Origin of the sequence: Pyxidicoccus trucidator, assembly GCF_010894435.1 — a bacterium.
Classification (GTDB): Bacteria; Myxococcota; Myxococcia; order Myxococcales; family Myxococcaceae; genus Myxococcus; species Myxococcus trucidator.
Genome location: NZ_JAAIXZ010000022.1, coordinates 177,691 through 202,228 on the forward strand (window position 1 = coordinate 177,691; position 24,538 = coordinate 202,228).

Annotated in this window: 21 protein-coding genes; 8 read left to right on the forward strand and 13 right to left on the reverse strand. The window is 69.7% G+C overall.

Translation table 11 applies throughout. The features are described 5' to 3' along the window. Positions 1 to 15: 15 nt before the first annotated feature. Both G4D85_RS41260 and G4D85_RS41265 read left to right on the forward strand, forming a co-directional pair. Complete coding sequence (locus G4D85_RS41260) at positions 16 to 1,860, forward strand: serine/threonine-protein kinase (RefSeq protein WP_164019754.1); 1,845 nt, start codon at positions 16 to 18, stop codon at positions 1,858 to 1,860. Beyond that, positions 1,857 to 2,612 carry a hypothetical protein gene (locus G4D85_RS41265; protein WP_164019755.1) on the forward strand — a complete coding sequence of 252 codons (756 nt, stop codon included), beginning with the start codon at positions 1,857 to 1,859 and terminating at the stop codon, positions 2,610 to 2,612. Before G4D85_RS41260 ends, G4D85_RS41265 begins: the two co-directional genes overlap by 4 nt. Here the strand turns inward: G4D85_RS41265 and G4D85_RS41270 are convergent. Together G4D85_RS41270 and G4D85_RS41275 are read right to left on the reverse strand one after the other, a co-directional pair. Further along, entirely contained in the window at positions 2,584 to 3,807 is a 1,224-nt protein-coding gene (locus tag G4D85_RS41270; protein WP_205525926.1) for a lectin-like protein, read from the reverse strand. The two genes, G4D85_RS41265 and G4D85_RS41270, sit on opposite strands and share 29 nt — an antisense overlap. A gap of 240 nt (positions 3,808 to 4,047) precedes the next feature. Further along, entirely contained in the window at positions 4,048 to 4,614 is a 567-nt protein-coding gene (locus G4D85_RS41275) for a GNAT family N-acetyltransferase (RefSeq protein ID WP_164019757.1), read from the reverse strand. A 236-nt stretch (positions 4,615 to 4,850) separates the two neighbouring features. Between G4D85_RS41275 and G4D85_RS41280 the strand changes: the two genes are divergently transcribed. The 3 genes from G4D85_RS41280 (at position 4,851) to G4D85_RS41290 (ending at position 11,049) form a co-directional block, all read left to right on the forward strand. Next, positions 4,851 to 7,874 carry a DEAD/DEAH box helicase gene (locus tag G4D85_RS41280; RefSeq protein ID WP_164019758.1) on the forward strand — a complete coding sequence of 1,008 codons (3,024 nt, stop codon included), beginning with the start codon at positions 4,851 to 4,853 and terminating at the stop codon, positions 7,872 to 7,874. A 94-nt stretch (positions 7,875 to 7,968) separates the two neighbouring features. Beyond that, a complete protein-coding gene (locus G4D85_RS41285; protein ID WP_164019759.1) occupies positions 7,969 to 10,458 on the forward strand; it encodes a putative metal-binding motif-containing protein in 2,490 nt (829 codons plus the stop codon). Positions 10,459 to 10,587: 129 nt separating this feature from the next. Further along, positions 10,588 to 11,049: a DoxX family protein gene (locus tag G4D85_RS41290; RefSeq protein WP_205525927.1), complete on the forward strand. Its 462-nt coding sequence runs from the start codon at positions 10,588 to 10,590 to the stop codon at positions 11,047 to 11,049. Here the strand turns inward: G4D85_RS41290 and G4D85_RS41295 are convergent. Then, complete coding sequence (locus G4D85_RS41295; protein ID WP_164019760.1) at positions 11,021 to 11,998, reverse strand: AraC family transcriptional regulator; 978 nt, start codon at positions 11,996 to 11,998, stop codon at positions 11,021 to 11,023. The genes G4D85_RS41290 and G4D85_RS41295 overlap by 29 nt on opposite strands. Before the next feature lie 140 nt (positions 11,999 to 12,138). Here G4D85_RS41295 and G4D85_RS41300 point away from each other — a divergent pair, with 140 nt between their 5' ends. Both G4D85_RS41300 and G4D85_RS41305 read left to right on the forward strand, forming a co-directional pair. Beyond that, positions 12,139 to 12,795, forward strand: a complete 657-nt coding sequence (locus G4D85_RS41300; protein WP_164019761.1) for an NAD(P)-dependent oxidoreductase — start codon at positions 12,139 to 12,141, stop codon at positions 12,793 to 12,795. Positions 12,796 to 12,806: 11 nt separating this feature from the next. Further along, on the forward strand, positions 12,807 to 13,295 hold the full coding sequence (locus G4D85_RS41305; RefSeq protein ID WP_164019762.1) for an anthrone oxygenase family protein: 489 nt from the start codon (positions 12,807 to 12,809) through the stop codon (positions 13,293 to 13,295). 4 nt (positions 13,296 to 13,299) lie between these two features. On the opposite strand, the gene G4D85_RS41310 is transcribed toward G4D85_RS41305, so the two are convergent. The 7 genes from G4D85_RS41310 to G4D85_RS41340 form a co-directional block, all read right to left on the reverse strand. Next, positions 13,300 to 13,686: a DUF1801 domain-containing protein gene (locus G4D85_RS41310; protein ID WP_240359805.1), complete on the reverse strand. Its 387-nt coding sequence runs from the start codon at positions 13,684 to 13,686 to the stop codon at positions 13,300 to 13,302. A 95-nt stretch (positions 13,687 to 13,781) separates the two neighbouring features. Further along, positions 13,782 to 13,949, reverse strand: a complete 168-nt coding sequence (locus G4D85_RS41315) for a hypothetical protein (RefSeq protein ID WP_164019763.1) — start codon at positions 13,947 to 13,949, stop codon at positions 13,782 to 13,784. A 117-nt stretch (positions 13,950 to 14,066) separates the two neighbouring features. Next, positions 14,067 to 15,383, reverse strand: coding sequence for a DUF4082 domain-containing protein (locus G4D85_RS41320; RefSeq protein WP_240359806.1), 1,317 nt, complete (start codon positions 15,381 to 15,383; stop codon positions 14,067 to 14,069). A 180-nt stretch (positions 15,384 to 15,563) separates the two neighbouring features. Beyond that, the gene (locus G4D85_RS41325; protein WP_164019764.1) at positions 15,564 to 16,448 is read right to left on the reverse strand and encodes a DMT family transporter; all 885 of its coding nucleotides are present in this window, start codon (positions 16,446 to 16,448) and stop codon (positions 15,564 to 15,566) included. A gap of 1 nt (position 16,449) precedes the next feature. Further along, complete coding sequence (locus tag G4D85_RS41330) at positions 16,450 to 17,241, reverse strand: aldo/keto reductase (RefSeq protein ID WP_164019765.1); 792 nt, start codon at positions 17,239 to 17,241, stop codon at positions 16,450 to 16,452. Continuing rightward, on the reverse strand, positions 17,238 to 17,870 hold the full coding sequence (locus G4D85_RS41335; protein WP_164019766.1) for an AraC family transcriptional regulator: 633 nt from the start codon (positions 17,868 to 17,870) through the stop codon (positions 17,238 to 17,240). Before G4D85_RS41335 ends, G4D85_RS41330 begins: the two co-directional genes overlap by 4 nt. After that, positions 17,860 to 19,032 (reverse strand): FAD-dependent oxidoreductase, encoded by a 1,173-nt coding sequence (locus G4D85_RS41340; RefSeq protein WP_164019767.1) that lies wholly within the window; start codon positions 19,030 to 19,032, stop codon positions 17,860 to 17,862. The genes G4D85_RS41335 and G4D85_RS41340 overlap by 11 nt, the downstream gene beginning before the upstream one ends. 376 nt (positions 19,033 to 19,408) lie before the next feature. Here G4D85_RS41340 and G4D85_RS41345 point away from each other — a divergent pair, with 376 nt between their 5' ends. Continuing rightward, complete coding sequence (locus tag G4D85_RS41345; RefSeq protein ID WP_164019768.1) at positions 19,409 to 20,524, forward strand: alpha/beta hydrolase; 1,116 nt, start codon at positions 19,409 to 19,411, stop codon at positions 20,522 to 20,524. Positions 20,525 to 20,528: 4 nt separating this feature from the next. Here the strand turns inward: G4D85_RS41345 and G4D85_RS41350 are convergent, their stop codons facing one another. The 3 genes from G4D85_RS41350 to G4D85_RS41360 form a co-directional block, all read right to left on the reverse strand. Beyond that, positions 20,529 to 21,821, reverse strand: coding sequence for a porin (locus tag G4D85_RS41350; RefSeq protein WP_164019769.1), 1,293 nt, complete (start codon positions 21,819 to 21,821; stop codon positions 20,529 to 20,531). Positions 21,822 to 22,213: 392 nt separating this feature from the next. Continuing rightward, entirely contained in the window at positions 22,214 to 22,606 is a 393-nt protein-coding gene (locus G4D85_RS41355; protein ID WP_164019770.1) for a hypothetical protein, read from the reverse strand. 90 nt (positions 22,607 to 22,696) lie between these two features. Next, positions 22,697 to 24,532 (reverse strand): fibronectin type III domain-containing protein, encoded by a 1,836-nt coding sequence (locus G4D85_RS41360; protein ID WP_164019771.1) that lies wholly within the window; start codon positions 24,530 to 24,532, stop codon positions 22,697 to 22,699. Positions 24,533 to 24,538 lie beyond the last annotated feature (6 nt).

The window sequence follows — 24,538 nt, forward strand, 5'->3', positions numbered from 1 at the left end:
TAGACTGCGCTCGCGATGAAGGACGAACTGCTGGCCGGCCGCTACCAGTTGGAGCAGGAACTGGGGCGTGGAGGCATGGCCACGGTCTTCCTGGCCACGGACCTGCGGCTGGCGCGCCGGGTGGCGGTGAAGGTGATGCACCCGGGCGAGGACGGACGCCGCGCCGAGCGCTTCCGCCGCGAAGCCGAACTGGCGGCCTCGCTCAAGCATCCCAATGTGCTGGAGGTCCACGACTTCGGCGAGGACGCGGTGCGCGGCCCCTTCCTCGTGTGTGAATGGGTGCAGGGCGAGAGCCTGCGCGAGCTGGCGCGGAGGCTCGCTCCCGTGCCGGCCGAAGTGGCGGTGTTGCTGGGCTGGGAGCTTGCCCGGGCGCTGGAGGCCGCGCACGCGCGCGGCGTGGTGCACCGTGACGTGAAGCCGGAGAACGTGCTGGTGTCGAAGGGCGGCCCGCTGAAGCTGGCGGACTTCGGCATCGCCGCACTGGCTGACCAGGAGCGGCTGACGAGCACCGGCTCAATCACAGGCTCGCTGGCGTACATGGCGCCCGAGCGCATCGACACCGGCGCCTGGTCTCCCGCGTCGGATGTCTACGCGGTGGGCGTCATCCTCTTCGAGCTGTGCACGGGCACGACGCCACATGCCGGGAAGGGGAGCGCCCACCTCGCAGTCTCCGTGATGACGCGGGACGCGCCGCCACTGTCCGAGAGCGCTCCAGGGACCCCGGAGCCGCTCGCCGCGCTGGTGGACCGGTGCCTTGCCCGCGACGCGCGTGATCGGCCGTCGGATGGCGCGGAACTGGCCGCGTGTCTGGAGGCGACGGTGGTGCGGCTCGTGGGGCCTCCCGCCGAGGCGTCGCGACACTTCTTCCTGGACCCGGAGGCGTCTGCCGCGCGCTGGAGTGAGGCCCGGTTCCAGCGACTGCTGGGGGAAGGGCGCGCGCTGCTGTCGGCAGGAGAGGGCGCGAGGGCCGCGAGGCTGCTCAACGAGGCCCTCGCGCTGAGGCCCGCGTCCCCCGAAGTCCTGGCGCTCCTGCGCGCACGCCCGAGCGTGGGGCGGGCAAAGGTCTTCGGTGGAAGCGCTGTCCTGGTGGGCCTCGTGGGCGTCATGGGCTGGGGCGCGTGGAAGGTGTCGTTACGGCACTCGCCTGAAAGCGCCAGCTCCGCGGTCGCGTCGCTGCCGGCCTCTCCGCTCGTGCCGACACCTGCACCTGAAGCACGCCCTCACGTCGAAGGCCAGGCTTCGGTGTCCGCGCGCCCACTTCGCGGCGCGACGGTGTCGGGGACCGGAGCGCCAGCACGCTCCGGCGCTCAGCCTTCTGCGCCCGCCCGTCTGCGTACACCGCCGGTCTCGCTACCACCCGAAGCAACTCCCACCGGGACACAGGAACACACGACACCGAGCCCGCCGCGCGCCGAAGCGCCTCCTGCCGAGGCACAGGGCTACGCGACGCTGACGGTGATGACGCGCCCCTGGGCCGAGGTGTTCGTGGACGGCCAGAGCCGGGGCTACACGCCGCGCGTGCGCGAGGTGCGCCTGTCGCCCGGCACGCACCGGCTGCGTTTCGACAACCCGCTGTGTGACGTGGTGGAGGAGGTCATCGACGTCGCCGCTGGCGAAGCCGTGTCCCGTGAAGTCGTCCTCCAGGTGCGCAAGGCGGACGTCACCATCATCGCACCTGCGGGGGCCCGCCTCTTCATCGACGGCGTCGAGGTGGGCGTCGCCCCGCTGCCAGGGCCCGTGAGTGTCACCCACGGCGAGCATGTCCTGTCGGCCCGGGGACCCGGAGGCGACGTCCTGCGACAGGACTTCGAAGCCGTCGCGGGCGAGCGGACCGAAGTGGTCCTGGGGAGCAGGCGATGACGGGAATCCTGCTGGCGTTCGTCCTGGCGGCAGCTCCGCTGGAGCCCGCTCGCGAGGCGTATCAGTCCGGCGAGCTGTCGCGTGCGCGGAGCGCGCTGGAAGCCTTGCTCCAGCCCCTCCAGTTGACGGACCCGGCCCAGGAAGCCGAAGCCCGCCTGCTGCTGGCCGCCACGTACCACGCGCAGGAGGACCTGGAGGGCGCGGAGCGCGAGGTGGTGCGGGGGCTCGCGGTGGACTCCGACGCGAAGCTGGATCCACTGGTGTATCCGCCAGACTTCATCGCCTATGTCGAGCGAGTCCACGCCCTGCATCGGCAGCGCATCTCCGAGCTGGCCGCCCAGCGTCGGACGCCCGACCTCCTGCCACCTCCATCCACCATGCCCGCACCTTCCGCCGCGGACCGTGCGCTCCAGTCGGCACACCCGGCCTCGCGGGGCTGGTACCTGGTGCCCTTCGGCGTGGGCCACCTGGTGCACGGTCGTCGCACGAAGGGCACCTTCCTGGCCGTGACGCAGGGGGCGTCCTTCGCGGTGTCCGCGGCCTCGCTGGGAGCAGCCCTCGCGCTGCGCGGCCCCGACGGCAAGTACAGCGCCGGGGACGCGAGCGTGGCCCGAGGGCTCAACCTCTCCTACCTGGTGGGCGCCTATGCCTTCGCGGCGCTCTACGCCTACGGCGTGCTGGACGGCTGGTTCTACACGCCGGAGCCGCTCGCGCCGCGAGGCCTCAAGGCTGCGAAGTCGGCGCGGGAATGACGGTGAAGACCAGCTGCCCGCCGCACGAGCTGTTCTCGAAGCAGCCGGCGCGCATCACGTAGTTCCCGGTGCCGCAGGCCGGCACCCGGAAGCGCAGCTTCGAGCCCGAGCCCTTGCAGTCGTCATCATTGGCGGCCACCTCCAGCCCGTCCGGCCCCAGCAGGCGCAGGTACGTGTCATTCGTCGCGACCGCCGTCGGCAGGCCGCAGGTGCCCATCTCCAGGATCTGCCCGGCCTGGAGGTAGATGGGCGTGTCCTTCGTGCCCTGGTTCGCGGAGTCTGTCCCCGTCGCAGTGTAGACGACGTACTTGTAGTTGGCGGGCAGGCTGGGGCGCTCGCAGACGTAGGGGAAGTACACGTCGCAGGGGATGTCGTTCCAGCCGCCCGCTGGAATCGAGCCCACGGGCGGAGCGTTGTTGACGGCGCAGTGCTCGATGCCCTGGGTGTTGTTGGGCTCGTTCTGGCGCCAGTTGACGTAGCTGCCCGGAGTGCCGTCGGCCCACGTCCAGGTGCCTTCCTGCGAGAGGTCGTTGTAGCCGATGAACGACGCGCGGCCGGCGGGGACCTGCTGCTTCAGCCAGGTGTCTTCGGCGCTGTCATCGATGGTCACCAGCTCGAAGCCCCTGCTCGCGCAGGCCTCGCGCGCCTGGGCCCGGGGCTTCCGCGTCCCGGAGAAGATGTAGTCGTGTCCGTTGAACTGCCCGAGGACCGGCGGGAGGCTCTCGCACACGAAGGTCCGGGTGACTGTGCAAGGCGCGTCGTGCCACCCGCCCAGCGCGTTGAGGAAGAGTCCGCAGTCCTCCCCCTGGCCGTTGTTGGGCTCCCCCGGATTCCAGTGAAGATACGTGGATGGGTCCTCGGACCACTCCCAGACGCCCTCCGTCCCCCGGTCATTGATGCCGAGCCACCACTCCGAGGACGGCGAGGGGAGCTGCGACTTCAGCCACTGCTCCTCCGCCGCGTCATTGAGGGTCACCATGCCGTAGCCCATGTCGGCGCAGGTCTTCTGCGCGTCGGTCCACGTCGCGGTCGTGGTGGAGATGAAATACGTGTGGCCGCCGTAGTAGCTCAGCCCCTGTTGCGCCGTGCCCGACGCCTCCGGGTCGCTCGTCATCGGACCGGCGGCACTCATGTCCTCGGTGCCGCAGCCGCACAGGGTGGCCACGCCCAACAACAGGGCGAAGCCTGACTTCAACCGTGAACGCCTGACCGCGCGGGTTCCATCGCTGCTCATTGTCTGCTCCTGGGTGGGTTCGACCTTCACCGCCGTCGAACGCACCTCCCCAGGGCAAGCCGGGTGCCATGCGCCTTCAGGAGCCCAAAGCCGCGCGATTCCGCGGACTTGGGCTGGAGTCGACCGCTCGGGGCACCCGGGCGAGACGCGGAACGTGCCAGTCCTGGCACGCGCGCGAGGCCCCCAGAGGAGACAGCCGTGTCAGCCCGTCTTTCGCCACTCACCTTCGAGCAGCGAGAACATGACGGTGTCGCGGAAGGACTCGCCGTCGGCGACGTTGTCGCGCAGCACGCCTTCCTGCTGGAAGCCGACGCGGGTGAGCACCCGAATCGACGCGGTGTTGTCCGGGTCCACGTGCGCCTCGATGCGGTGGAGCTTCATCTCCTCGAAGCCGAAGCGGAGCAGCGCGGGCATCAGCTCCTTCATCAAGCCGCGGCCGCACTGGCTGATGCTGACCACGTAGCCCACCTCGGCGCGCCGGTCGGCCTTGCTCCATTGGAAGAGGCCCGCGGTGCCCACGGGCTCGTCGTGGCCGTGCTCGCACAGGATCCAGCGGAAGCCCTCGCCCCGTCTCGCGGACTCCAGGTTCTGCGTCAGCCTCTCCTGCACCGTCGCGATGCCAACGGCCGCGGGGTAGGGGATGTACCGCGAAGTCTCGGGATGGCCGTAGATGAGGGCGAGCGCCCTGGCGTCGTCCAGCGTGGGCTTGCGCAGCCGCAGGCGGTCCGTGCCGAACTCGGGGTAGTTGTCGAAATGGGGGAGCGACATGGCGCCGGACTCTAACGCGCCGTCGATTGCCGCCCCATCCGAAGCGTGAAGGGGACGCGAACCCGCCACCTCCGCGCGAGCGTGGGCCTTCGCGTCTCTCGGGGACGCCGCGCGGCGCCCCGTCACACGGGCGGTGAAGCCGTTCCGCATTCCGGGGACGGTGGCGCGGGAGCGGGCCCGGCGCGGTGGGGCCCTTGTTGCACCGGGCCCGTCGTGGGGATAGGGAGGGGGCTCGTATGTCTGTGACCGCGGAGCTGCTCGAAGCCGTCCAGGAGGAAGCGCGTCCGGACACCTGGTCCGCCGGCATGAGTCTGGCCCGTTCCGGCGCCGTCTCGGTGCAGTCCGTGGGACAGGAAGAGGCCGTGCTGCGGGTGCGCGTCACCGGCCGGCCCGCCCCCCTGACCACCGTGCTCTACCCGGAGGACGACATCTGGGAGTGCGACTGCCGTGGCAAGGTGGACCCCTGCGAGCACGTCGTCGCCGCGGCCCTCATCCTCCACCAGTCCGTCACCCAGCGTGCCCCCGTGTCGCGCGCTCCCACCCAGGCCGCGCCAGCCCGGCCACCCGTAGCACAGGCCCGACCCGCGCCCGCCCGTCCTGGAGCCGCGCCGAAGCCGGAGCGCATGGTGTACCGCTTCAAGCGCGTGAACGGAGGACTCCAGCTCGAGCGGCTGGTGGTGCGTCCGGACAACACCGCGCGGCTGCTGGCGCGCAGCCTGGCGTCGGTGCTGGCCAACCCCGTGGAGGCGGCGCGCATCCAGGTGGAGCCGTGCGACCTGCTCGCGGACAAGCTGCTCCTGCGGCCCACGAAGGGCGCGCTCCCGCCCGAGCGGCTCGACGCGCTGCTGCGCGTCCTGGAGCCCGCGCGCACCATCATCTTCGAAGGCACCCTGGTGTCCGTCTCCAGCGAGCCCCTCTTCCCGCGCGTCACCGTGGAGGACCGCGGCGAGCAGACGGTGCTCAAGGTGGAGAAGGACCCTCGCGTCACCGAGATGGTGGGCCCGGGGCTGGCGCTGTGCGGGGACACGCTCTGCAAGTTGGGGGAGCAGACCCTCACCGGTCCGTGGCTGGAGAAGCTGCCGCAGGAGCGAGCCTTCTCGCCCGCGCAGATGGGCGACCTCACCGGGAAGGTGCTGCCGGACCTCGCGCGGCGGATGCCGGTGGACGTGAAGAGCCAGCGGCTGCCGCCCATCGACCGCACGCTCAAGCCGCGCATCTCCGTGGAGCTCAACCAGCTGGACTCTGGCCTGTCCGTGCTGCCCACGCTGGTGTACGGCTCGCCGCCCTCGGTGCGCATCGACAACGGGCGCATGGTGTACGTGAAGGGCGCGGTGCCCGTGCGCGACGAGGCCACCGAGCAGAAGCTCATCCACGAGCTGCGCGACGAGCTGAACATGGTGCCCGGCCGGCGCGTGACGGTGCAGGGCAAGGAGGCGGTGCAGCTCGCGGACAAGCTGCGGCGCTGGCGCGGCGGCCTCACCGGCGACGCGGCGGGGGTGGTGAGCCCCAACCTGAAGCTGCGCCCCACGCTCAACGTGGAGGCGGGCGCCACGGAGGCGGGCGTGCCGCGCGTGGGCTTCTCGTTCGACTTCCAGGTGGAGGGCGCGGAGCCCGGCGCCCCGCCCCGGACGGTGGACGCGGCGGCGGTGCTGCGCGCGTGGGAGGAGGGGCTGGGGCTGGTGCCGATTCAGGGCGGAGGGTGGGCGCCGCTGCCCACGGCGTGGCTGAAGTCACATGGCCAGCGCGTGGCGGACCTGCTGGCCTCGCGCGGCTCGGACGGACGGCTCGCCAACCACGCCATTCCCCAGCTCACCGGCCTGTGCGAGGCGCTGGAGCACCCGTCACCGCCGGGGCTGGAGCGGCTGGCGCCCCTGGTGCAGGGCTTCGAGAAGCTGCCGGACGTGCAGCTGCCGAAGGACCTCACCGCCACGCTGCGCCCCTACCAGCTCCAGGGCGTGAGCTGGCTCACCTTCCTGCGGCAGGCGGGCCTGGGCGGCGTGCTCGCCGACGACATGGGCCTGGGCAAGACGCTGCAGACCATCTGCACGCTGGGCCCGGGGACGCTGGTGGTGGCCCCCACGAGCGTGCTCCCCAACTGGGAGGCGGAGGTGAAGCGCTTCCGTCCCTCGCTCAAGGTCTCCGTGTACCACGGCCCCGGCCGCGCGCTGGACGAGGCGGCCGACGTGACGCTCACCACCTACGCGCTGATGCGCCTGGACGCGGCGGTGCTCGGCGCGAAGACGTGGGACACGGTGGTGCTCGACGAGGCCCAGGCCATCAAGAACCCCGACAGCCAGGTGGCGCGCGCCGCGTACGGCCTGCAGGCCAGCTTCCGGGTGGCCCTCAGCGGTACTCCGATTGAGAACCGGCTGGAGGAGCTCTGGAGCCTGATGCACTTCACCAACCAGGGGCTGCTCGGAGGGCGCAAGGAGTTCGAGGAGCGGTGGTCTCGCCCCGTCTCGGACAACCAGAAGGGCGCGGCCGAGAAGCTGCGCACGCGCATCCGCCCCTTCGTGCTGCGCAGGCTCAAGCGCGACGTGGCCCCAGAGCTCCCGCCGCGCACGGACTCCGTGCGGCACGTCACCCTCAGTGAGCGCGAGCGCGCCGTCTATGACGCCGTGTACGCGGCCACCCGCGAGGAGGTCGTGTCCCAGTTGGAGGAGGGCGGCAGCGTGCTGAAGGCGCTGGAGGCGCTGCTGCGGCTGCGTCAGGCGGCGTGCCACCCCGCGCTGGTGCCGGGGCAGCAGGCGAAGACGTCCTCCAAGGTGGAGGCGCTGCTGGAGGCGCTCGGCACCGCGGTGGAGGAGGGGCACAAGGCGCTCGTCTTCTCGCAGTGGACGTCCATGCTGGACCTCATCGAGCCGGCGCTGAAGGAGGCGGACATCGGCTACATCCGGCTGGACGGAAGCACGTCCAACCGTGGCGCCGTGGCCGCGTCGTTCCAGGACCCCAACGGCCCGCCGGTGATGCTCATCTCGCTGAAGGCGGGCGCCACGGGCCTCAACCTCACGGCGGCGGACCACGTGTTCCTGGTGGACCCATGGTGGAACCCCTCCGTCGAGGCCCAGGCGGCGGACCGCGCCCACCGCATCGGCCAGCAGCGGCCGGTGATGGTGTACCGGCTCGTGTCCAGGGGGACGGTGGAGGAGAAGATCCTCACCCTGCAGGACAAGAAGCGCGCCCTCTTCGAGTCCGCGCTCGGCGGCGCGGAAGGGGGAGCGGCCATCACCCGCGCGGACCTGATGCAGCTGCTCGACTGACGCCGGGCCCAGCCCGGGACGGGGGGCGCGTTTCGCTCAGGATTGGACACCCCTGAGAGGGCAGGGGACGCGGAAGCGGCTACACTGCGCCGCCATGCGCCGCCTCCTGCTCCCCTTGTGGCCCCTCCTGCTGCTCACCGCGTGTCAGGAGAAGAACGAGCTTCCCGACGCACGGCAGGCCGCCGTGAGGCTGGAGGTCGACTTCACCTTCAAGGCGGGCTGCATCTCCGTGGAGGCCCGCGACAAGGACGCTCAGGAGGACCATTCGGAGGTCAAGCCGATTGAAGTCCTGGGCCGGGAGGCGTCGGATCGGAAGCTGGTGCTCAGCATCTTCCGGAGAGATGACTGGGGCCGGACGCTGGAGATCATCACCACGGCGCGCGAGCAGTCCTGTACCGGTCCCGTGGTGGCCAGTGCATTGCGGACCGTGACGCTGGACACGGCCGGCGTGCAGACGGTGGCCGTCACGCTGAGCGCGGTGGACGACGACGACGACGGCTTCGTGCACACGGCGGGTGACGGCACGGACTGCGCCGACAACGATGCCGCCGTCACGCAGCGGCGCTTCTACCGGGACGCCGATGGAGACAGCTACGGCGCGGGCGAGCCGGAGGTCGTGTGCACAGCGCCAGCCCAGCACGTGGCCCGGGGCGGCGACTGCGACGACACGACTGCCAGCCGCTCGCCGGGCGTGGCCGAGCTGTGCGACGGAATCGACAACGACTGTGTCGGTGGCGTCGACAACGGCTTGCAGCTGTCCGACTTCTACCTGGATGCGGACCGGGACGGGGTGGGGGCGGGAACGGTGGTCAGGGCCTGCCTCGCGCCGCAGAACCATGTCGTCTCCAACAACGACTGTGATGACACCGACGCCGCGCGCAGGCCCGGGTTGGCGGAGACGTGCGACGACAAGGACAACGACTGCGACGGGGCGGCCGACGAGGGGCTGGTGGTGAGCACGTACTACCGGGATGCGGACGGAGACGGCTTCGGGCGGAACTCGGACTCGCGGCAGAAGTGCAATCAACCGGATGGGTACGCGACGGCCGGCGGGGACTGCAACGACGACGCGAGCGCGGTGAACCCCAGTGCGCAGGAAACGTGCAACGACGTCGACGACAACTGCGCGGGTGGCGTGGACGAGGGCTTCAACAAGACGTGGCACCGGGACGCGGACGGGGACACCTTCGGAGTCCAGGCGGCCCCGGTGCTCGGCTGCACGCAGCCCGCGGGCTACGTAGCGCCGACTTCCACCTTTGACTGCAACGACAGCGAGAGCGCGGTGAACCCCGGCGCCATGGAGCGGTGCAACGACATCGATGACAACTGCGCTGGCGGCGTGGACGAGCCCTTCACCAGTGGCACGACCCGGAAGGGCGCGGCGTGCGGCGCACCGTGTACCGGTATCTACGTGTGCAACATGGCGCAGTCCGCCACCACCTGTAACGCGCCTGCCGCGACGAACTACTACACCGATGCGGACGGTGATGGTGATGGGGCCATCACCGCCACCGCACAGGCGGTCTGCCCCACCCAGCCTGTTCCTCCCAATACGGCGCCCCGCAACACGGACTGCAATGACACGGACCGGCACAACAAGGGCAACGGCACCGAGGTCTGTGACCAGCGCGACAACGACTGCAACAGCTCGGCCGACGAAGGAAATGTCTGTATGGGGGCCGGCTGGCGCGAGCTGACAGACCCGGCGGTCATCGGGCGTGACTGGAACACGGTGGCGATCAACAAGGACAGCACCACCGGCTACCCGGTGTGGATTGCCGGTGGGGGAGGCGCGCTGGCGCGTCGTAGCAGCGCGGGCGGGACGTTCACGAGCTTCGATGGAACCTGCGGGATGACCACCTGGAATGCCGCCTGGGTGCACAGCGATGGGAGCGTGTTCCTGGCGGGCGATGCCGGCCGGGTGGCCCAGCATGACGGCACGACCTGCACCCAGCAGCGTCCGCTGACGGACGTCACCAGCAACGCCACGGGCATCGTCGGCTTCGAAGGGGGCGGGACGTTGCTCTACGTGGTGAATGCGGGGGGCCAGCTGCACTCCTGGACGTCGGGCAGTCCGCCTGTGCTGGTGGATGACAACAGCCCCGTCTACAGGGACGTCCATGGCGTCGACAGCGCGCGCCTGTTCATCGGGGGCCAGGAGGCAGGGGGCAACCAGCAGCCGTGGATCGAGACCTATACCGGGGGCCCGGATACGAGCCCCATGACGGTGCCCGGGGCGCATCGCACCAGCATCCGGAGTGTGTGGATGGTGTCGTCGTCGCTCGCGTATGCGGTGGGGGAAGGTAACAACGTGGTGGCCTGGGGGGGCGCCAACTGGGCAGCCATAACGCCTCCAGCGGTCGTTGACTTCACCGGGGTCTGCGCGCCGGACCGCTCGTCGGTCTACGTCACGGACGCGGTGGGCGTCATCCGTCGATACACGGGCATCGCGGGTAGCGCGTGGCAGACCCTGTACACGGCTTTGCCCGCGGGCGAGCTCCGGGACATCGCGCTGGTCACCCCATCCAGCATCTGGGCCGTGGGGCCGGGCGGGCGCGTCATCCACTTCCCGGAGCTGCCGTAGCCCCTGTGATTCCAGGCACTTGCCAGGGCCTGCCCGAAAAATCAGCCGGCGTGTCGATCTCGCGACTCGTCGTTCGACGTGAGGTCAGAGGCAGTGACCACACGCAGGAACCACGAAGGGGAGTCCGCCATGGGAACGGAAATGACGCTCAACGCGAAGGCCACCGGGGTCGAGGGTACGAAGTCCCTGACCCGCCACCTTCCGACCGCCGCACGCTTCTTGATGGGGCTCATGTTCTTCGTCTTCGGGCTGAACGGCTTCCTGAACTTCATCCCGCCCCCGACGGAGGCCCAGCCCGAGGGCGCCGTCGCGTTCAGCCTGGCGATGATGAAGTCCGGCTACCTGTTCCAGCTCGTCAAGGGCACCGAGGTGGTCGTGGGGGCGCTGCTGCTGGCGAACCGCTTCGTGCCGCTGGCCCTGGCCCTCATCGCCCCCGTCGTCGTCAACATCGTCGCGTTCCACGCCTTCCTCCTGCCGAGCGGCATGGTGATGACCTTCGTCGTCCTGGCCCTGGAGCTCTACCTGGCGTGGGCGTATCGGGACGCCTTCCGCGGCATGCTCGTCATGCGCGCGGCGCCGCGCTCGAAGTGAAGCGCGGGTTGCGTCTCACCGCGCCCGGTGAGACGCCAATGAAGCGCTTGAAGGCGCGACTGAACGCGGCCTCGGACTGGTAGCCGAGGCGGCTGGCAACCTCGCCGAGGGTGGCTTTGTCCTCCTTGAGCCAGGTCAGCGCCACGTGCATCCGCCAGCGCGCGACGTAGTGCATCGCGGGCTCGCCGACTCGCTCGGTGAAGCGCGCCGCGAAGGCCGAGCGTGACATCGCCACCTCGTTCGCGAGCGAGGCGAGCGTCCACGGGCGCGCGGGGTCCCGGTGGATGAGCATGATGGCCCGGCCGAGCTGCGGGTCCTGCAGCGCGCCAAGCCAGCCGGTTCTCGCGGCGGGGTCCTTCTGGAGCCACGAACGGATGGCCTGGATGACCAGGACGTCCGCGAGCCGGGTGATGACCGTCTCCCCTCCCGGGCGCAGCTCCTTCGCCTCGGCGGCTATCAGCCGCAGCGTGCTCTGCATCCAGTCCAGGTGGAGCCCCTCCGAGGTGTCCTGGTGGATGGCGCGCGGCAGAAGCTTGATGAGCTGATGGGCCGCCGGGTGGTCGAAGTGGACGACCCCGCAGATGGCGGTGCTCAGCGCGCCGCCGCCTCCATACCGGAGGAGCGAGTAGCGCTCGCTGACCAGCTCCTGCGGCAGCTCGACGACGTTGGGCGTGGCGACGTGGGGCTCCGTCCAGAGCCGGTGGCCCTCGCCATGCGGTACGAGCGCGAAGTCGCCTGGCTGGAGGCACAGGGGCTCGGCGCCCTCGACGTCCAGCCAGCACCGGCCGGACGTCACGACGTGGAACCACATGCAGCCGTCCATCGCCGGCATGCCGAGCCCCCACGGCGCGGTGAGCTCCGAGCGGCAATAGAAGCTGCCGCTCATCCGCAGGAAGTGCAGCGCCTCGCCAAGCGGGTCCACGGGGGCCCAGAGCTGTTTGTCCGCCATGAATGCAACATGCCGCCCAGCGGGGGTGCCGTCCAGGAGGTCTGGACGAATGAGCATGAAGTAGCGACGTCCGGTCATTGAGAGTCCCGACCTGGGAAGCCATTCTGGATTCAGGCAATCAACCCAGAAAGGGAGCTGTCATGAGAGTCCTGGTGGTGGGCGCAACGGGAGGTTCTGGACGTGCGACGGTCGAGGAGCTGCTTTCCGCGGGGCACGAGGTGACGGCCTTCGCACGGCGGCCGGACGCGCTCTCCGTGGCGTCGGAGCACCTGAAGTCCTTCAAGGGGGACGCGACGAACCCCGAGGACGTCGAGCGCGCGGTGCGGGGGCAGGACGCGGTCATCGTCACCCTGGGCATCCGCGAGAATCCGTTGGCGGTCCGGATGCGCGGCAGTACCGGGACGCCGCTCGACGTGCGCTCGAAGGGAACGCGAAACGTCATCTCCGCCATGCGGAAGCACGGCATCCGCAAGCTGGTGGTCCAGACCACCTACGGGGTGGGGGAGACGCGGGGGCGGCTGCCGCTCAAGTGGAGGCTCATCTTCTCGCTGCTCCTGAAGCCCCAGATTGCCGACACCGAGCGGCAGGAGCGCGAGGTCCGCGAGAGTGGTCTCGACTGGGTGCTGGCGCAGCCCGTCGGGCTGACGGATGCGGTGGAGGGTGGCGCCCCCTTCGCCTCGCCAGCAGGGGAGGCCCGGGGGATGAGCATCTCCCGGCGGAGCGTGGGCAGATTCCTCGTCGAAGCGGCGGCGAGTGCGACGTACCTCCGTCAGTCCGTGGCACTCTCGGGCGCGTGAGCACCCTGCCCATGAGCCACGGAGTCCTCTACCTGCTGACCTGCTTCTCGACGCTCGGCGCTGGCGTCGTGGCGGGCATCCTGTTCGCGTTCTCCGCATTCGTGATGAAGGCCCTCGCCCGCCTTCCGCCAGCGCAGGGCATCCTCGCGATGCAGTCCATCAACGTGGAGGCGGTGACACCCGCCTTCATGTCGGTGCTCTTCGGAACGGCCCTGGCCTCGGTGGTCGTCGCCGGCTCCGCGGTGCTCTCGTGGGAGAAGCCAGGCTCGCGCTATCTGCTGCTCGGCGGCGTGCTGTATGTGGTTGGCGTCATCGGCGTGACGGCCGTGTTCAACGTCCCCCGGAACAGCGCGCTCGCGGGACTGGATCCAACCCGCGCCGAGGCCGCGAGCCTGTGGGCACGGTACGTGTCGACCTGGACGGCGTGGAACCATGTGCGAATGGTCTCAGCGCTGGGGGCGGCCGCCGCCTACCTCCTCGCCCTGCGGAACAACGGCTGACGGCTCAGCAGGTCGACTTCATCCACTGGTTCACGACCTTCACCAGCGCCGTCTTCTTCGCCTTCGCGTCCTTCAGGTCCTGAAGGGAGACCACGGCCCTGTCCTCGGCAACCCACTCGAGCAGGCCCGAGCTGTCCTTGAAGACGAAGCCCTTGCTGTCCTTGACCTTGGCGCCCCGGTGGAAGATGAGCTGGAAGCGGTTCCCGGGGTGCAGCCTGAACGTCACCCGGTCTTCGCCCTTGAAGCAGAAGCTCGGTGCGTTCCATTTGATGCGCTCCGTGAGCTCCTTGTTGGAGTCCAGGAGGTAGGACCGCACCGCCTCGATTGCATCCTTCAGGGGGTGGTCGAGCGCCTCCATGTATTGAGTCACTTCTTCGGCGCGGTTCGACATGGCGCTACCACCCTCCGGCGACTGGCCTTGCTCCCGGCCTGGGAGCCCCGCGCTCACATGCGACGCGAGGCTCCCGGCCGTGAAGCAGCGTAGCTTCAGCGCGGCGGGTAGGGGCAGATCAGCGCGCCGGTGATGGGGTGGTAGTAGCAACCGGAGGGCAGCTCCCCGGCCTGCGCCGTGCTCGGCACCAGGGTGAGGGCCGCCAGGCCAACGCCAGCGACCGCGGAGAGAAGGGCAACGATGCGAAGGGTCTTCTTGGACATTCACGCTCTCCAGGCAATGCGTCGATACGACGCCGGAACCTTACCTTACGAGGAAGTGAGAAACGCCACGGTTTTTCCGAGGGCTGTTCGAGGCGCTGGTGCTGGAAGCTTTCGATGTCAGGGCGACGGCACGAAGCGGACGTCCACCCAGTAGTTGGTGTCCTTGTAGCTGCTCGCGGGGAAGCCGCCAGCGCCGTACACGTAGACGCCGTTTCCACCGACGCTCGCGCTGGCGGGTGCCGTCAGGTTGCCGCTGGTGACGGCGCTCGCGAGCCCCGAGACGTCGCGCGCGAAGCGGCCATTGGACGTGTGGTACGAGGCCACGTAGAGCGTGTTTGCGCTGATGGAGACGGGCGTGGGCAGCGCGACTTCCTGCCACCCCGGGATGCGGCCGTCGCTCACGGGCACCTGGGCCAGCAGCGTGCCGGTGCCGCTCCAGAGGCGGGCCACGTAGCCGCTGGCGTTGCCCGTGCCCCGGTAGAAGCGCAGCGCCTGGATGGTGCCGGGGACGTTGCTGCGGAAGCGCACGCCCAGCTCGGCGGCCCGGGTGTCGGCCTCCTCCACGGCGTTGGCGGGCGCGCGGTCACCGAAGAGTGACTGGCTCCAGGGGAGGATGAGCGTGGTCACCACCGGCCGGTGGTCCGACTGCGACGACGCGCCCACGACGGCCGCCGTCACGGGCGACGTCCACCCGGCGCCGAGCATCACGTAGTCGATGCGGCGCGTGGGGAAGCTCGCGCTCTGGGTATAGCCGTTGCCCGAGCCGCCGCGCGTCCACGCGTCGGAGAGCAGCGTCTTCAGGCTGGTGATGCTGGACTCGGTGGGCGTGGCGTTGAGGTCGCCGCCGAGCAGCGCCCACGGCCTGCCCGCCAGGGCCGCCTTCACGTCCTCGGCCTGGTTGAGCCGCTCCGTGGCGCCGGTGGTGCCGAAGTGGGTGACGGCCACGGGCACCACATGCGTCGCATCCAGCTCCACCTCCACCAGCCCCAGTGCACGCTGCTCGGCGGCGGAGCGCAGCGGGATGCGCTGCACGGAGCGGATGGGGTAGCGCGACAGCACCGCGAGGCCGTACTGCCCGCCGTCGTAGCTGAGCAGCGACGGGACGAAGGCGTGGTACAGGCCCGTGAGCTGTCCCAGCCTCGCGGCCTGGTCCACCTTGCCAGCGCGGTTGGTGAGGACATCCACCTCCTGGAGCGCGACGAGGTCCGGCGCCTGTCCATTGATGACGCTGGCGATGCTCTCCAGGCTGCTCAGCTCCCCGTGCTTGATGTTGTACGTCATGAACCGCAGCCCACCGCCCGGCGTGAGGGCCTGGGTGGCCTCGGTGGGCATGGGGGCCGCGCCCTCGCCCGCGGTGTCCGGTGGCGCGCACCGGGGCAGCACGGCGAGGAGCAGGACGGCCAGGACGGACGCAAGCGGATGCCGGAGGCGCATGGTGTGGCTTTCCGGGGCAGAGTGGGCTCCGCCCCCCTGAGGTCAGGAGAGTGTCGCTCAACTCCAGGTCCGGCCCAACGCGCAAATCCAGCGAACCCCGAGGGATGCCCGCCTCGGTGGACAGCGGGAGCGCTTCGGACGCGCGGGCCGCTTCCCGCTGGGGAAGCGGCCCGCTTGCGTTCACCGGCCGAGGATGAGGATGGCCATCCCCACGACCAGGACGAGAATCATGAGCGTCTTCTGCCACAGGTTCGCCTCGCGGAAGAGGACGGCGGACACGAGGAAGGCGACGATGAGGCTCGTCCGGCGCAGGACGGAGACGTGTGACACCAACGCCTGGGGATCCATGATGGCGTGGAAGTAGATGAGCTCCGCCAGCACCCAGGAGATGCCCACCAGGGGAACGGCCCAGCTCCAGGTGAGGCCCAGCCCCAGGCCGCCCCTGCGCAGCATGTACGGTACGAAGATGAGGGCGGACAGGGCGAACCGCTGGAAGGCGGAGTGCGCCTGTATCTCCAGGACGGGAAGCTGGAGCTGGACGACGAGGTACTTGTCGTAGACCGTCGTCACCGCCGACAGCACGGTGGCCGACAGCATGAGGAGCACGGGGGTGTTGCGGAAGACGACGATGCCTTCCTTCCTGCCGATGACCGAGAGCACGTAGTAGGAGCAGACGGTGATCATCAGGCCGAGGAACTGCATCGGCGTCAGCAACTCCCGGAACATCACGAACCCGCCCGCGAGCGTCCAGAGAGGGCCCGAGGCCCGCACGGCCCCCGCGATGGAGATGGGCAGCTCCCGCACCGCGTAGTAGGCGAGAATCCACGAGGCCGTCATCGCGATGCCCTTGGGGAGCAGGAGCGCGTGCTCGCGGAGTGACAGCCCGAGCGGGTCGATGTGAATCGGCAGCGCCCCGGTGAAGAGGACGGGAATCCAGACCAGCGCTCCGAAGAGGGAAGACCACATGACGACGGGGATGACGTCGTTGCCCGTCATCGCCTTCTTCGTCCAGACGTCATAGAGGCCGAGCATCACCCCCGCGCCGAGGCCATAGGCAATCCACATGTCAGCCTCCCCGCGAGCGGAAGGCCGCGAGCGTCTGCCGCAGGTGGTCCACGGACTTCGTCCCCGTCAGCACGTAGCCCGTGAAGGGCTGGCGCAGGACGTGGTCGAGTGACTCTCGCAGGACGAGCTCGCGTGGCCGCTCCGTGTCATGGAGCAACTGGCCCATGGCGAAGGGCCGGTTGACCAGGACCTGGAGGCCATGCCGCGAGGCCAGCGCGAAGACGGGCTCCAGCGTCCGGTGGAGCGCGTTGTAGGGGAACTGCAGGTAGGAATAGAGGCCCACCGCGCAGGCGGCCTCCGCCGCCGCCACGTCGCTGATGCTCGCGCCAAGGCAGGAGATGCCCAGCGTGCGGGCGTACTCGAGAGCACGCAGCACGTCGGGCGCGCCCACGTTGGCCGCGGTGGCCTTGTGCACCTGCAGGAGGTCGATGCGCCCGAGCCGGCGCAGGCTCTGGTCGAGGCTGCGGCGGAGCGCATCGTGGGAGTGATTGGTGAAGGAGGCGCGGGCCTCCGGGTCCCAGTGCTCACCCAGCTTGGTGGCGACGAGGAGCTCCTCGCGCCGGGAGCCCAGCGTCGCGAGGAAGGTTCCGAAGCGCTCCTCGCTGGTGCCATAGGCGGGAGCCGTGTCGAAGCAGCGGACTCCGGCCTCGACGGCGCACTCGAGCAGGCGCCGCGCGTCCGCCTCGGGTGGTGGAGGTTCGGAGCGGTAGCCCCAGGCGCGGCCAATGGACAGCAGGCCAAGCCCGAGTCCGACGGGGCCCGGCGCGGCAGGGGTGTCTCCCGGGGAGCTCATGGCGCCGCCTTCGGGTGGAAGAATGACTGGGGCTTCGCGTCTTCCAGGCGGAAGGTGCCGCTGCCCGCGATGACCTGACCCACGCCGAGCACCAGCCGGCGGGCCGTTCCAGCGCCCTTGAGGACGGCGGCGCGCCGGTCCGGGTCCGGGTCGCTGAACGCGGCGCCTCCGGCCAGGCTGCACCCCTCCACGGTGATGGCCCCCAGCACCTGGGTCCCCGACCCGAGCTCCGTCTGGCCGAAGATGGAGGCGCCCCCGAGGTACCGTCCCCCGTCGCCGATGACGATGCGCGCGCCGGGGCTGTTCGCCTTCGCGGTGAAGCCGCCCTCGCCGAACTGGTTGCCGTCTCCCATGGAGATGGGGCCGGTCTCCGCCGCCAGCAGGGTGCCGGTGTGGAAGGTGTTGCGGTTGCCAATCCGCAGCTCCGCGGTCGCCGCGCAGGTGAGGGTGACGCAGGGATGGAAGACGTTGCCCTGGCCGATGCGGGCATGGCGGGAGATGAGCACGGAGAACGGGTCGAAGATGACATTGCCGCTGCTGGCGAGCGCGAGGACTTCCTCGATTGTCAGCAGGCCCGCCACGCGGCGGGGGGCGTTGAGGGCGGAGAGCAGGTCCAGGTCAGGCAGCATGGGAGGGCTCGCGACGGGGCTGGGTGAGGTGGGCGTGCAGGACGTCACAGGGGCGCTTCGCGATGAGTCCGTCCTCCAGGCGCTCGTAGAGCCGCGCCGTCAGGACGTCCGTCAGGAAGGGCGTCTCGGTCATCTTTCCCGGCAGGATGCAGATGTGCCCGGGGACGGGCTCGTGGATGGCGATGTTGAGCGAGCGCGCGGCGCTCGCGTCGGGCGCGAAGTCCACCTTCGTGCACGCGACGTCGGTGAAGGGCGCCCCACGCTTCCAGCCGGGCACCAGCCGCTCCAGGGCCCGGTGGAGGTTGTCCGCCTTCTCCGCGATGACGTTGTAGTCAGGCTCGGGGCAGAGGAGCGCGTCCTCGTTCAGGCCGACGATGCTGTACCCGCCATGGTGCATCATCGCCGCCTCATGCGCGTCCACGTAGAACAGCCCATGGGCGCCCAGGCGTGGCACGACGACCAGGTGGCTCTTCCAGTAACGGATGGGCAGCTCCAGCTTGAAGAAGTCGCGGAACAGGTCCCTGGCGCCGAAGCCGGCGGAGTAGACGAACAGCCCGGCCTCGACGTGGAGCGTCTCGCCGCTGGCGGTGACGACGCTGGCCTCCAGGCCGTTGATGCGCTCCAGGCGGGCGCCGGTGAGGACCTCCGTGCCGCCCTGCTGCGCGGAGGTGTAGAGCTTGCGGTACAGCATCCGGGTGTTGATGCTGACGTCCGCCACCTCGAACACGGCGGCACACCGGGACAGGTCGGCCGCCGGGAAGCTCGCGGCGGCCGCGGCCCGTGTCCGGGGCCGGTACCAGACTCCCGCCTCGTCCCAGCGGGACATGAGCTCCTGGACCCTGTCCGCGTCACGGACCAGGACCAGCGGTGTCCGGTCCGCGTCTTCGACTGCCTCCGGGGCGAAGGCGCGAATCTGCTCGTGCCCGTAGATGCACCGGCGTGCCACCTGGACCGCATTCTCCCGGTCGCGGATGGAGCCGGCGTGATAGCTGCCCCGGTGCAGCCAGCCCTCGTTGCGCGTCGAGGGCCCGCTGGCGAGCGTCGGCTGCTTCTCCAGCAGCAACAGCCGCAGCCCGAGCCGGGACAGCTTGTGGCTGACCATCAGCCCGGTGATTCCTCCTCCCACCAACACCACGTCGTAGCGGCGGACGTCTCTCGTCACGGCACGCCTCCTTGTCATTGTAGGAAAACTTCACTTTTGCTAGATTTGTTGCTTTCCCGTGACTTAACGGAAAAACAAGTTGTGGCAGAATTGCTGGTTTTACTCGGGAAGAGGAAGGATGCGCGGGGTCTGCCCTCCATGGCCGGAGGCGACTCCGTGGCGAGTGGTGGAGGCAGGAGGCGTGAGGCGACGCGCTGACTCGGGAGCCGGTGTCACGTCGCTCGGACGCAGGCCTCGGAGGGCGCAGCCAGTGCCCGGCTGACGACACCGCGGCGCACCGGGTGATTGCAGGCCCACACAACCGTGCTCCGCGTCTTGCCGCCTCGCTCGCGCCAGTCTCTCATCCGCGCCCAATCGGCTTGCTCGAGAGGGGCACATGAGAGCAGGGGTCCTGACGTCCATCCTGCCGGTGGTGTGGGTCGTGGCGGCCTGCGCCTCGCAACTCCAATCGGCGCACTCCGCCGATTCCGCACCGGCAGCGCTTCCCCAGGTGGCGCCGCAGACGGTGCAGGAAGATTGGTACCCCCGAAAGAACGTGACGTTCTCGAACGGGGCGACGGGGATTCCCGCACTCACCTACGCGACGCCCAAGGGGTTCCGGCCACTCACGCTGGACCTCTATGTGCCTCCGAAGGAGGTGCAGCGGCCCGAGCAGGGCTTTCCCCTGGTGGCCTTCATCCATGGGGGCGCGTGGCTGGCGGGCCACCCACACCGCAGCGGGGCCTTCGTGGACTTTCCCGAGGTGCTGGCGTTGCTCTCGGCCCGGGGCTACGTCGTCGCCTCCATCGAATACCGGCTGAGTGGCGAAGCGCCCTTTCCCGCGCAGATACAAGACGTGAAGGCGGCCATCCGCTGGCTGCGCTTCCGCGCGCCCGAGTTCGCCATCGACCCCGCCCGTGCGATGACCTGGGGCGTTTCGGCCGGCGGGCACCTCGCCGGCCTCGCCGCCGTCAGCTGCGATGCCCCCGCGCTCGAGCCGGTCCAGGAGGAAGGCACCGCCGTCCCGGACGAGCAGCCCGACGTGAAGGCTCCCACGAGCGTCTCCCATTGCGTGCAGGGCGGCGTCGCCTGGTATGGCGTCTTCAACATCGCCACCATTGCGGCGCAGGCGCGGCAGGAGCAGGCGCTGTCGCGAGACGCGCCTGACGCGCCGGAGTGGCTCCTGACGGGGTGCTTCGCCACTCAATGCAAGGAGGGGCAGCTCGAAGCGGCAAGCCCCGTGTCCTACGTCGACCCGAAAGACCCGCCGCTGTTGCTGTTGGTCGGGAATGCGGACAAGACGGTGCCATACCTCCAAACGGTGGAGATGGCCGAGAAGCTCAAGGCGGCCGGCGTTCCCCACGAGGTCACCGTGCTTCCCGGACTCGACCACGGCTTCATCGGCAAGTCCCCGGAGGAGACCCGGGAAGCGAATCTGCATGCCCTCGCCGCGACCTTCGAGTTCTTCGACAAGGTCCTCGGCGTGAAGGCCTCCGGCGTGGCGAAGAAGTGAGGCCTCAGAAGGACGCGTCGAGCTGGAGCCGGACGAGGTGCCGTGCCGGTCCCGTCCGTCCGAACTGATAGGAGTAGTCGCCCTGCAGCTTGAAGGCGTGCCCGTTCAGATAGACGTTCAGGCCCGCGCCCACCTCCCGTCCCTGCTGGTCCACCTGGGCGATGAGCGCGGGGTCGCTGTCCGACTTCACCTTCTGCAGGTCGAAGCGCCCGGTGGCCTCTACCTTCGAGGTGAGCATGTAGCCCGCCTGCACGACGTAGCCCCAGCCCGAGCGGGACCACTCGCGGGCCGGCTGCCCGTTGACGGTGCCGTCCCGGAACGAGGGGGACCCTTCACGGTAGAGGAACTCCGCGAGCACGGAGAGGCCGCGGTACTTGAACACCGCGTCCACGTCCGCGTGCACGTAGTCGAAGGTGCCGAGCACGAAGGTGGTGCCCGTGGTGCTGCGCTGCCGGTTCGTCTTCTGGTTGTACGCGCCGGCCACACCCACCATCAGCCGGGGCTTCGGCAGCCGCTGCAGGTCCCCCTCCACGTCGTCGTCGAAGGCGCCGAAGGGCCGCACCGCGAAGCGGGCGACGTAGAGCAGGCCCGGAGTCGAGGGCCCGAAGCGGTTGCGGCCCTCGCCTCCGAAGAACCCCAGGTTGTAGCTCAGCAGCCCGCCCACCCCGAGGAAGTCGTTCGAGGACAGCATCACCCCCATGTCCCGGTCCAACGTCAGCTCGCCGATGATGATGGGCCGGTCCACGAACTGCAGGCTCGACTCACGGATGGTGCGCGCGCGGTCGAAGGGGACGAAGAACTGGCCCACGCGGACGTTCAAATCCCGCACCGCCGTGTACTCGACCCAGGCATCGAAAATCGGGCTCGAGGAGCCGGCCTCGAAGTCGTTCCCTCCAAAGGCGAGCTGCAGCGTGTACTTGAGGTCCGGGTTGAGGACGTTGCCCAGGAGGAAGAGCCGCACCGAGCGCACCTGCTGCTCCTGCGTCCACCGCCGGGGTGCCCCCTCCAGGTCCTGGCCCGTCACCGTCTCCCGCATCTGGAAGCGGGCACGCACCGTCGCGGAGTACCTCCCGTCATCCGTCGCCACGGTGAAGCCCTTGCCGGGGGCGGCGGTGATGGTGACTCCAGGCGACGGGGGCGGCTTGGGCTTGGACTCGGCCGGGACGTCCGGTTCCTTCGGAGCCTGGGTGGCTGGAGCAGGCTCCGGGGGCGGGGATTGAGCCCACGCTCCCAGGGAGAGCCACAGGGAAACGAAGAGGACGGCCTTCGTGGATACACGAGGGGCGGGATTGGACATGGGGGACGCCAGCTCAGACGTGGAGGGGCACTGCACGTGCTACCGGGACGCCCGGTCAGCACAGGAGAACGACAAAGGGCCGCTGAGGGAAGGGGACCGCGGGGCGCTCAGCACGCGAGACAACAACAACAACACTGCCCTGACAGGCCGAGGACGCTGGCACTGACGTGCCGAGCAAGCCCTTCGAGGCCGGAGAGGCGGGAGCAACCTGGCGTGTAGACGGGATGGGTAGACATGGGGCGCTGACAAGCCAGGACGTCGTCAGCATTGTTAACCGTCATTGACGCAACACGCAAGACACCTGCGCGTCAATGCACGACCGCCGGGACGTGTTGCCACGGGGCGCTCCGCGCCTCGGACCGCCGTGAGGACGGCCCGAGGCGAACCTTCACTCAGTAACGGCAGGCCCTCACTTCGCAGTAGCCCTGCTGCCCCTTGCACACGCAGTCGGCGTCGTCGCTGCAACGGGTGAGCGGGCACGTCGGACCGCCACCGCCCCCACCCCCACCACCGGGGTACGTGTACCTGCAGCCATTGTTGACGCAGCTCACGCTGCTCGCGCTCGGACAGGCATTCCAGCACTCGCTCGCATCCGTACACCGGACGGCGACGCAGGCGAGGGTGGACACGTCCTCGGGCCCGCTCGTCTCCGCGCGCAGCTCTTCGCTGGAGTAGAGGGCGGGCTCGGACTGGCTGGCCTCCGTGGCGGAGGGCTCCGCCGAGACGGTGGCGGCGAAAGACAAGAGGAGGGCGATGCTCCAGGGGAGGGCACGACGCAATGACATGATGGACTCCTTCGCGGCCCGCACCGGCCTCGCGACAGTGCGGGGCAGGTGGGGCCGGGAAATCGTATCAGGATTGCAATGGAGACGTGCCTACGGGTAGGTGTCCAGGTAGGCGCGGTGACTGTTGGAGAACTCGAAGTTGGTGAACTTGTCCCAGTTGATGGACCAGGTCATCAGCCCCTTGAAGCCCGGGTAGCCCGAGGCATTGCGCAGGACGTAGGCGCCGCCGAAGGACTGGCCCTTGATGAGGTAGTCGAGCGCCTTCTGCACGTTGGCTGGCGTCGTGTACCCGCCGCCCGCCGCCTGGGGCGAGGAGGGCAGGCCAATCAGGACCTGCTCGGGGCGCAGCGCCGGGAACATCGCGCTGGTGTTGCCTCCCACGGGAAAGCCGCGCAGGAGCATCTCCGCCATGGCCACGTGGAAGTCCGGGGTGCCCTGCGCGTAGGCGCGGCCATCCAGCGCGGTGACAGTCCCGGTGTTGTAGTGCTGCACGTGCAGGTACGTCAGCCGATCTCGCAGCGAGTAGATGACGGGCAGGTAGGCGCCCCAGGGTCCACCGTAGGCGGCCATGCCGCCCTGCACATAGGCCGTCTCGGGCGCCATGGTGAGGATGAAGCCGGCCCCGTTGCGGTCCAGGAGCTGCCGCGTGGCCTGAATCAGGTTGATGATTCGCGGCGTGGTGGGGTTCCGGAAGTCGGTGTCCCCGCCGTTGAGCGACAGCGAGCTGCCTTCCAGGTCCAGGTCCAGCCCGTCAAAGCCATACGTGTCGATGAGCGACTGCATGGTGGTGACGAAGTTCTGCCGGGCAGTGGCGTCATCCAGGTGCACCGTTCCATTCGCGCCGCCAATGGAGATGAGCACCTTCCGGCCCTGGCCCTTCAGGAAGGCGATGTCCGCCTTGAAGTCGGCGACCGTCGAGTTGTACGGCGAGAACGCCATGTTGCCCGAGCCCGCGCCGCCCACCGGCTCGGCGAACGCGACCTGGATGACGTTGAACTTCGAGGAGATGTCCCGCAGCCGGATGTTCGTCGAGCCGTTGTCGAAGTTGTGCCAGTAGCCCACGATGAGCTTGCTGCCCGAGGGCTGGGTGCCCGTCGTCGTCGCGGACACGCTGTTGCTCGCCCCCGAGCGGTTGCCGGCCGCGTCGCGAGCCTTCGCGGTGAAGGTGTACGTGGTGTTGGCAGCCAGGCCCGACACGGTGACGCTGGTGGCGCCCGAGGTGCTGGCGGACGCGGACGCGCCGCCGTTGACGAAGACCTCGTAGCCGGTGACGCCCACGTTGTCGGTCGACACGTTCCACGCCAGGGAGACGCTGCTCGCGCTGACGCCCGTGGAGCGCAGGCTGCCCGGCGCGGTGGGGGCCTGGAGGTCGGGGTCGGGCTGGGCGGGCGTCGTCGTGCTGTACGCCGCGCTGGCCGCCGAGCGGTTGCCGGCCGCGTCCCGGGCCTTCACGGTGAAGGTGTACGTGGTGTTGGCAGCCAGGCCCGAAACGGTGACGCTGGTGGCGCCCGAGGTGCTGGCGGACGCGGACGTGCCGCCGTTGACGAAGACCTCGTAGCCGGTGACGCCCACGTTGTCGGAGGACCCGCCCCAGGTCAGCGAGACGCTGTTGTAGGTCTTCCCCGGGGACGTGAGCTGCGACGGAGTGGACGGCGCCTGGGTATCCACGGGCGGCGGGCCCGACCGCTCCAGCCACAGCGCCAGGACGTTGGGCGGCTCCCAGCCCGGCAGAGACGTGTGGGACTGGCGGCAGTCATAGGCCTTGCCCGCATACGAGGCGATGTCGCCCACGGTGTAGGCGGCATAGGGGGCCCACTCTCCCCGGTCCGCGGCGGAGGCCAGCGTGGGGAGCAGGGTCATCAGCAGGGTGGCGAGGGCCACCAGGGCGGTGGAGCCCGCCCGGTGGAGGTGACGAAGCGGCGGCATGAGGTT

Excerpts from the sequence above, each read along its gene's own strand:
- G4D85_RS41300 (WP_164019761.1), top strand. The coding sequence starts at position 12,139 with ATGAGAGTCCTGGTGGTGGGCGCAACGGGAGGTTCTGGACGTGCGACG.
- G4D85_RS41290 (WP_205525927.1), top strand. The coding sequence starts at position 10,588 with ATGGGAACGGAAATGACGCTCAACGCGAAGGCCACCGGGGTCGAGGGT.
- G4D85_RS41335 (WP_164019766.1), bottom strand. The coding sequence starts at position 17,870 with ATGCTGCCTGACCTGGACCTGCTCTCCGCCCTCAACGCCCCCCGCCGC.
- G4D85_RS41350 (WP_164019769.1), bottom strand. The coding sequence starts at position 21,821 with ATGTCCAATCCCGCCCCTCGTGTATCCACGAAGGCCGTCCTCTTCGTT.
- G4D85_RS41305 (WP_164019762.1), top strand. The coding sequence starts at position 12,807 with ATGAGCCACGGAGTCCTCTACCTGCTGACCTGCTTCTCGACGCTCGGC.
- G4D85_RS41310 (WP_240359805.1), bottom strand. The coding sequence starts at position 13,686 with ATGTCGAACCGCGCCGAAGAAGTGACTCAATACATGGAGGCGCTCGAC.
- G4D85_RS41275 (WP_164019757.1), bottom strand. The coding sequence starts at position 4,614 with ATGTCGCTCCCCCATTTCGACAACTACCCCGAGTTCGGCACGGACCGC.
- G4D85_RS41330 (WP_164019765.1), bottom strand. The coding sequence starts at position 17,241 with ATGAGCTCCCCGGGAGACACCCCTGCCGCGCCGGGCCCCGTCGGACTC.
- G4D85_RS41285 (WP_164019759.1), top strand. The coding sequence starts at position 7,969 with ATGCGCCGCCTCCTGCTCCCCTTGTGGCCCCTCCTGCTGCTCACCGCG.
- G4D85_RS41265 (WP_164019755.1), top strand. The coding sequence starts at position 1,857 with ATGACGGGAATCCTGCTGGCGTTCGTCCTGGCGGCAGCTCCGCTGGAG.
- G4D85_RS41315 (WP_164019763.1), bottom strand. The coding sequence starts at position 13,949 with ATGTCCAAGAAGACCCTTCGCATCGTTGCCCTTCTCTCCGCGGTCGCT.
- G4D85_RS41345 (WP_164019768.1), top strand. The coding sequence starts at position 19,409 with ATGAGAGCAGGGGTCCTGACGTCCATCCTGCCGGTGGTGTGGGTCGTG.
- G4D85_RS41325 (WP_164019764.1), bottom strand. The coding sequence starts at position 16,448 with ATGTGGATTGCCTATGGCCTCGGCGCGGGGGTGATGCTCGGCCTCTAT.
- G4D85_RS41260 (WP_164019754.1), top strand. The coding sequence starts at position 16 with ATGAAGGACGAACTGCTGGCCGGCCGCTACCAGTTGGAGCAGGAACTG.
- G4D85_RS41280 (WP_164019758.1), top strand. The coding sequence starts at position 4,851 with ATGTCTGTGACCGCGGAGCTGCTCGAAGCCGTCCAGGAGGAAGCGCGT.
- G4D85_RS41360 (WP_164019771.1), bottom strand. The coding sequence starts at position 24,532 with ATGCCGCCGCTTCGTCACCTCCACCGGGCGGGCTCCACCGCCCTGGTG.
- G4D85_RS41320 (WP_240359806.1), bottom strand. The coding sequence starts at position 15,383 with ATGCGCCTCCGGCATCCGCTTGCGTCCGTCCTGGCCGTCCTGCTCCTC.
- G4D85_RS41355 (WP_164019770.1), bottom strand. The coding sequence starts at position 22,606 with ATGTCATTGCGTCGTGCCCTCCCCTGGAGCATCGCCCTCCTCTTGTCT.
- G4D85_RS41295 (WP_164019760.1), bottom strand. The coding sequence starts at position 11,998 with ATGGCGGACAAACAGCTCTGGGCCCCCGTGGACCCGCTTGGCGAGGCG.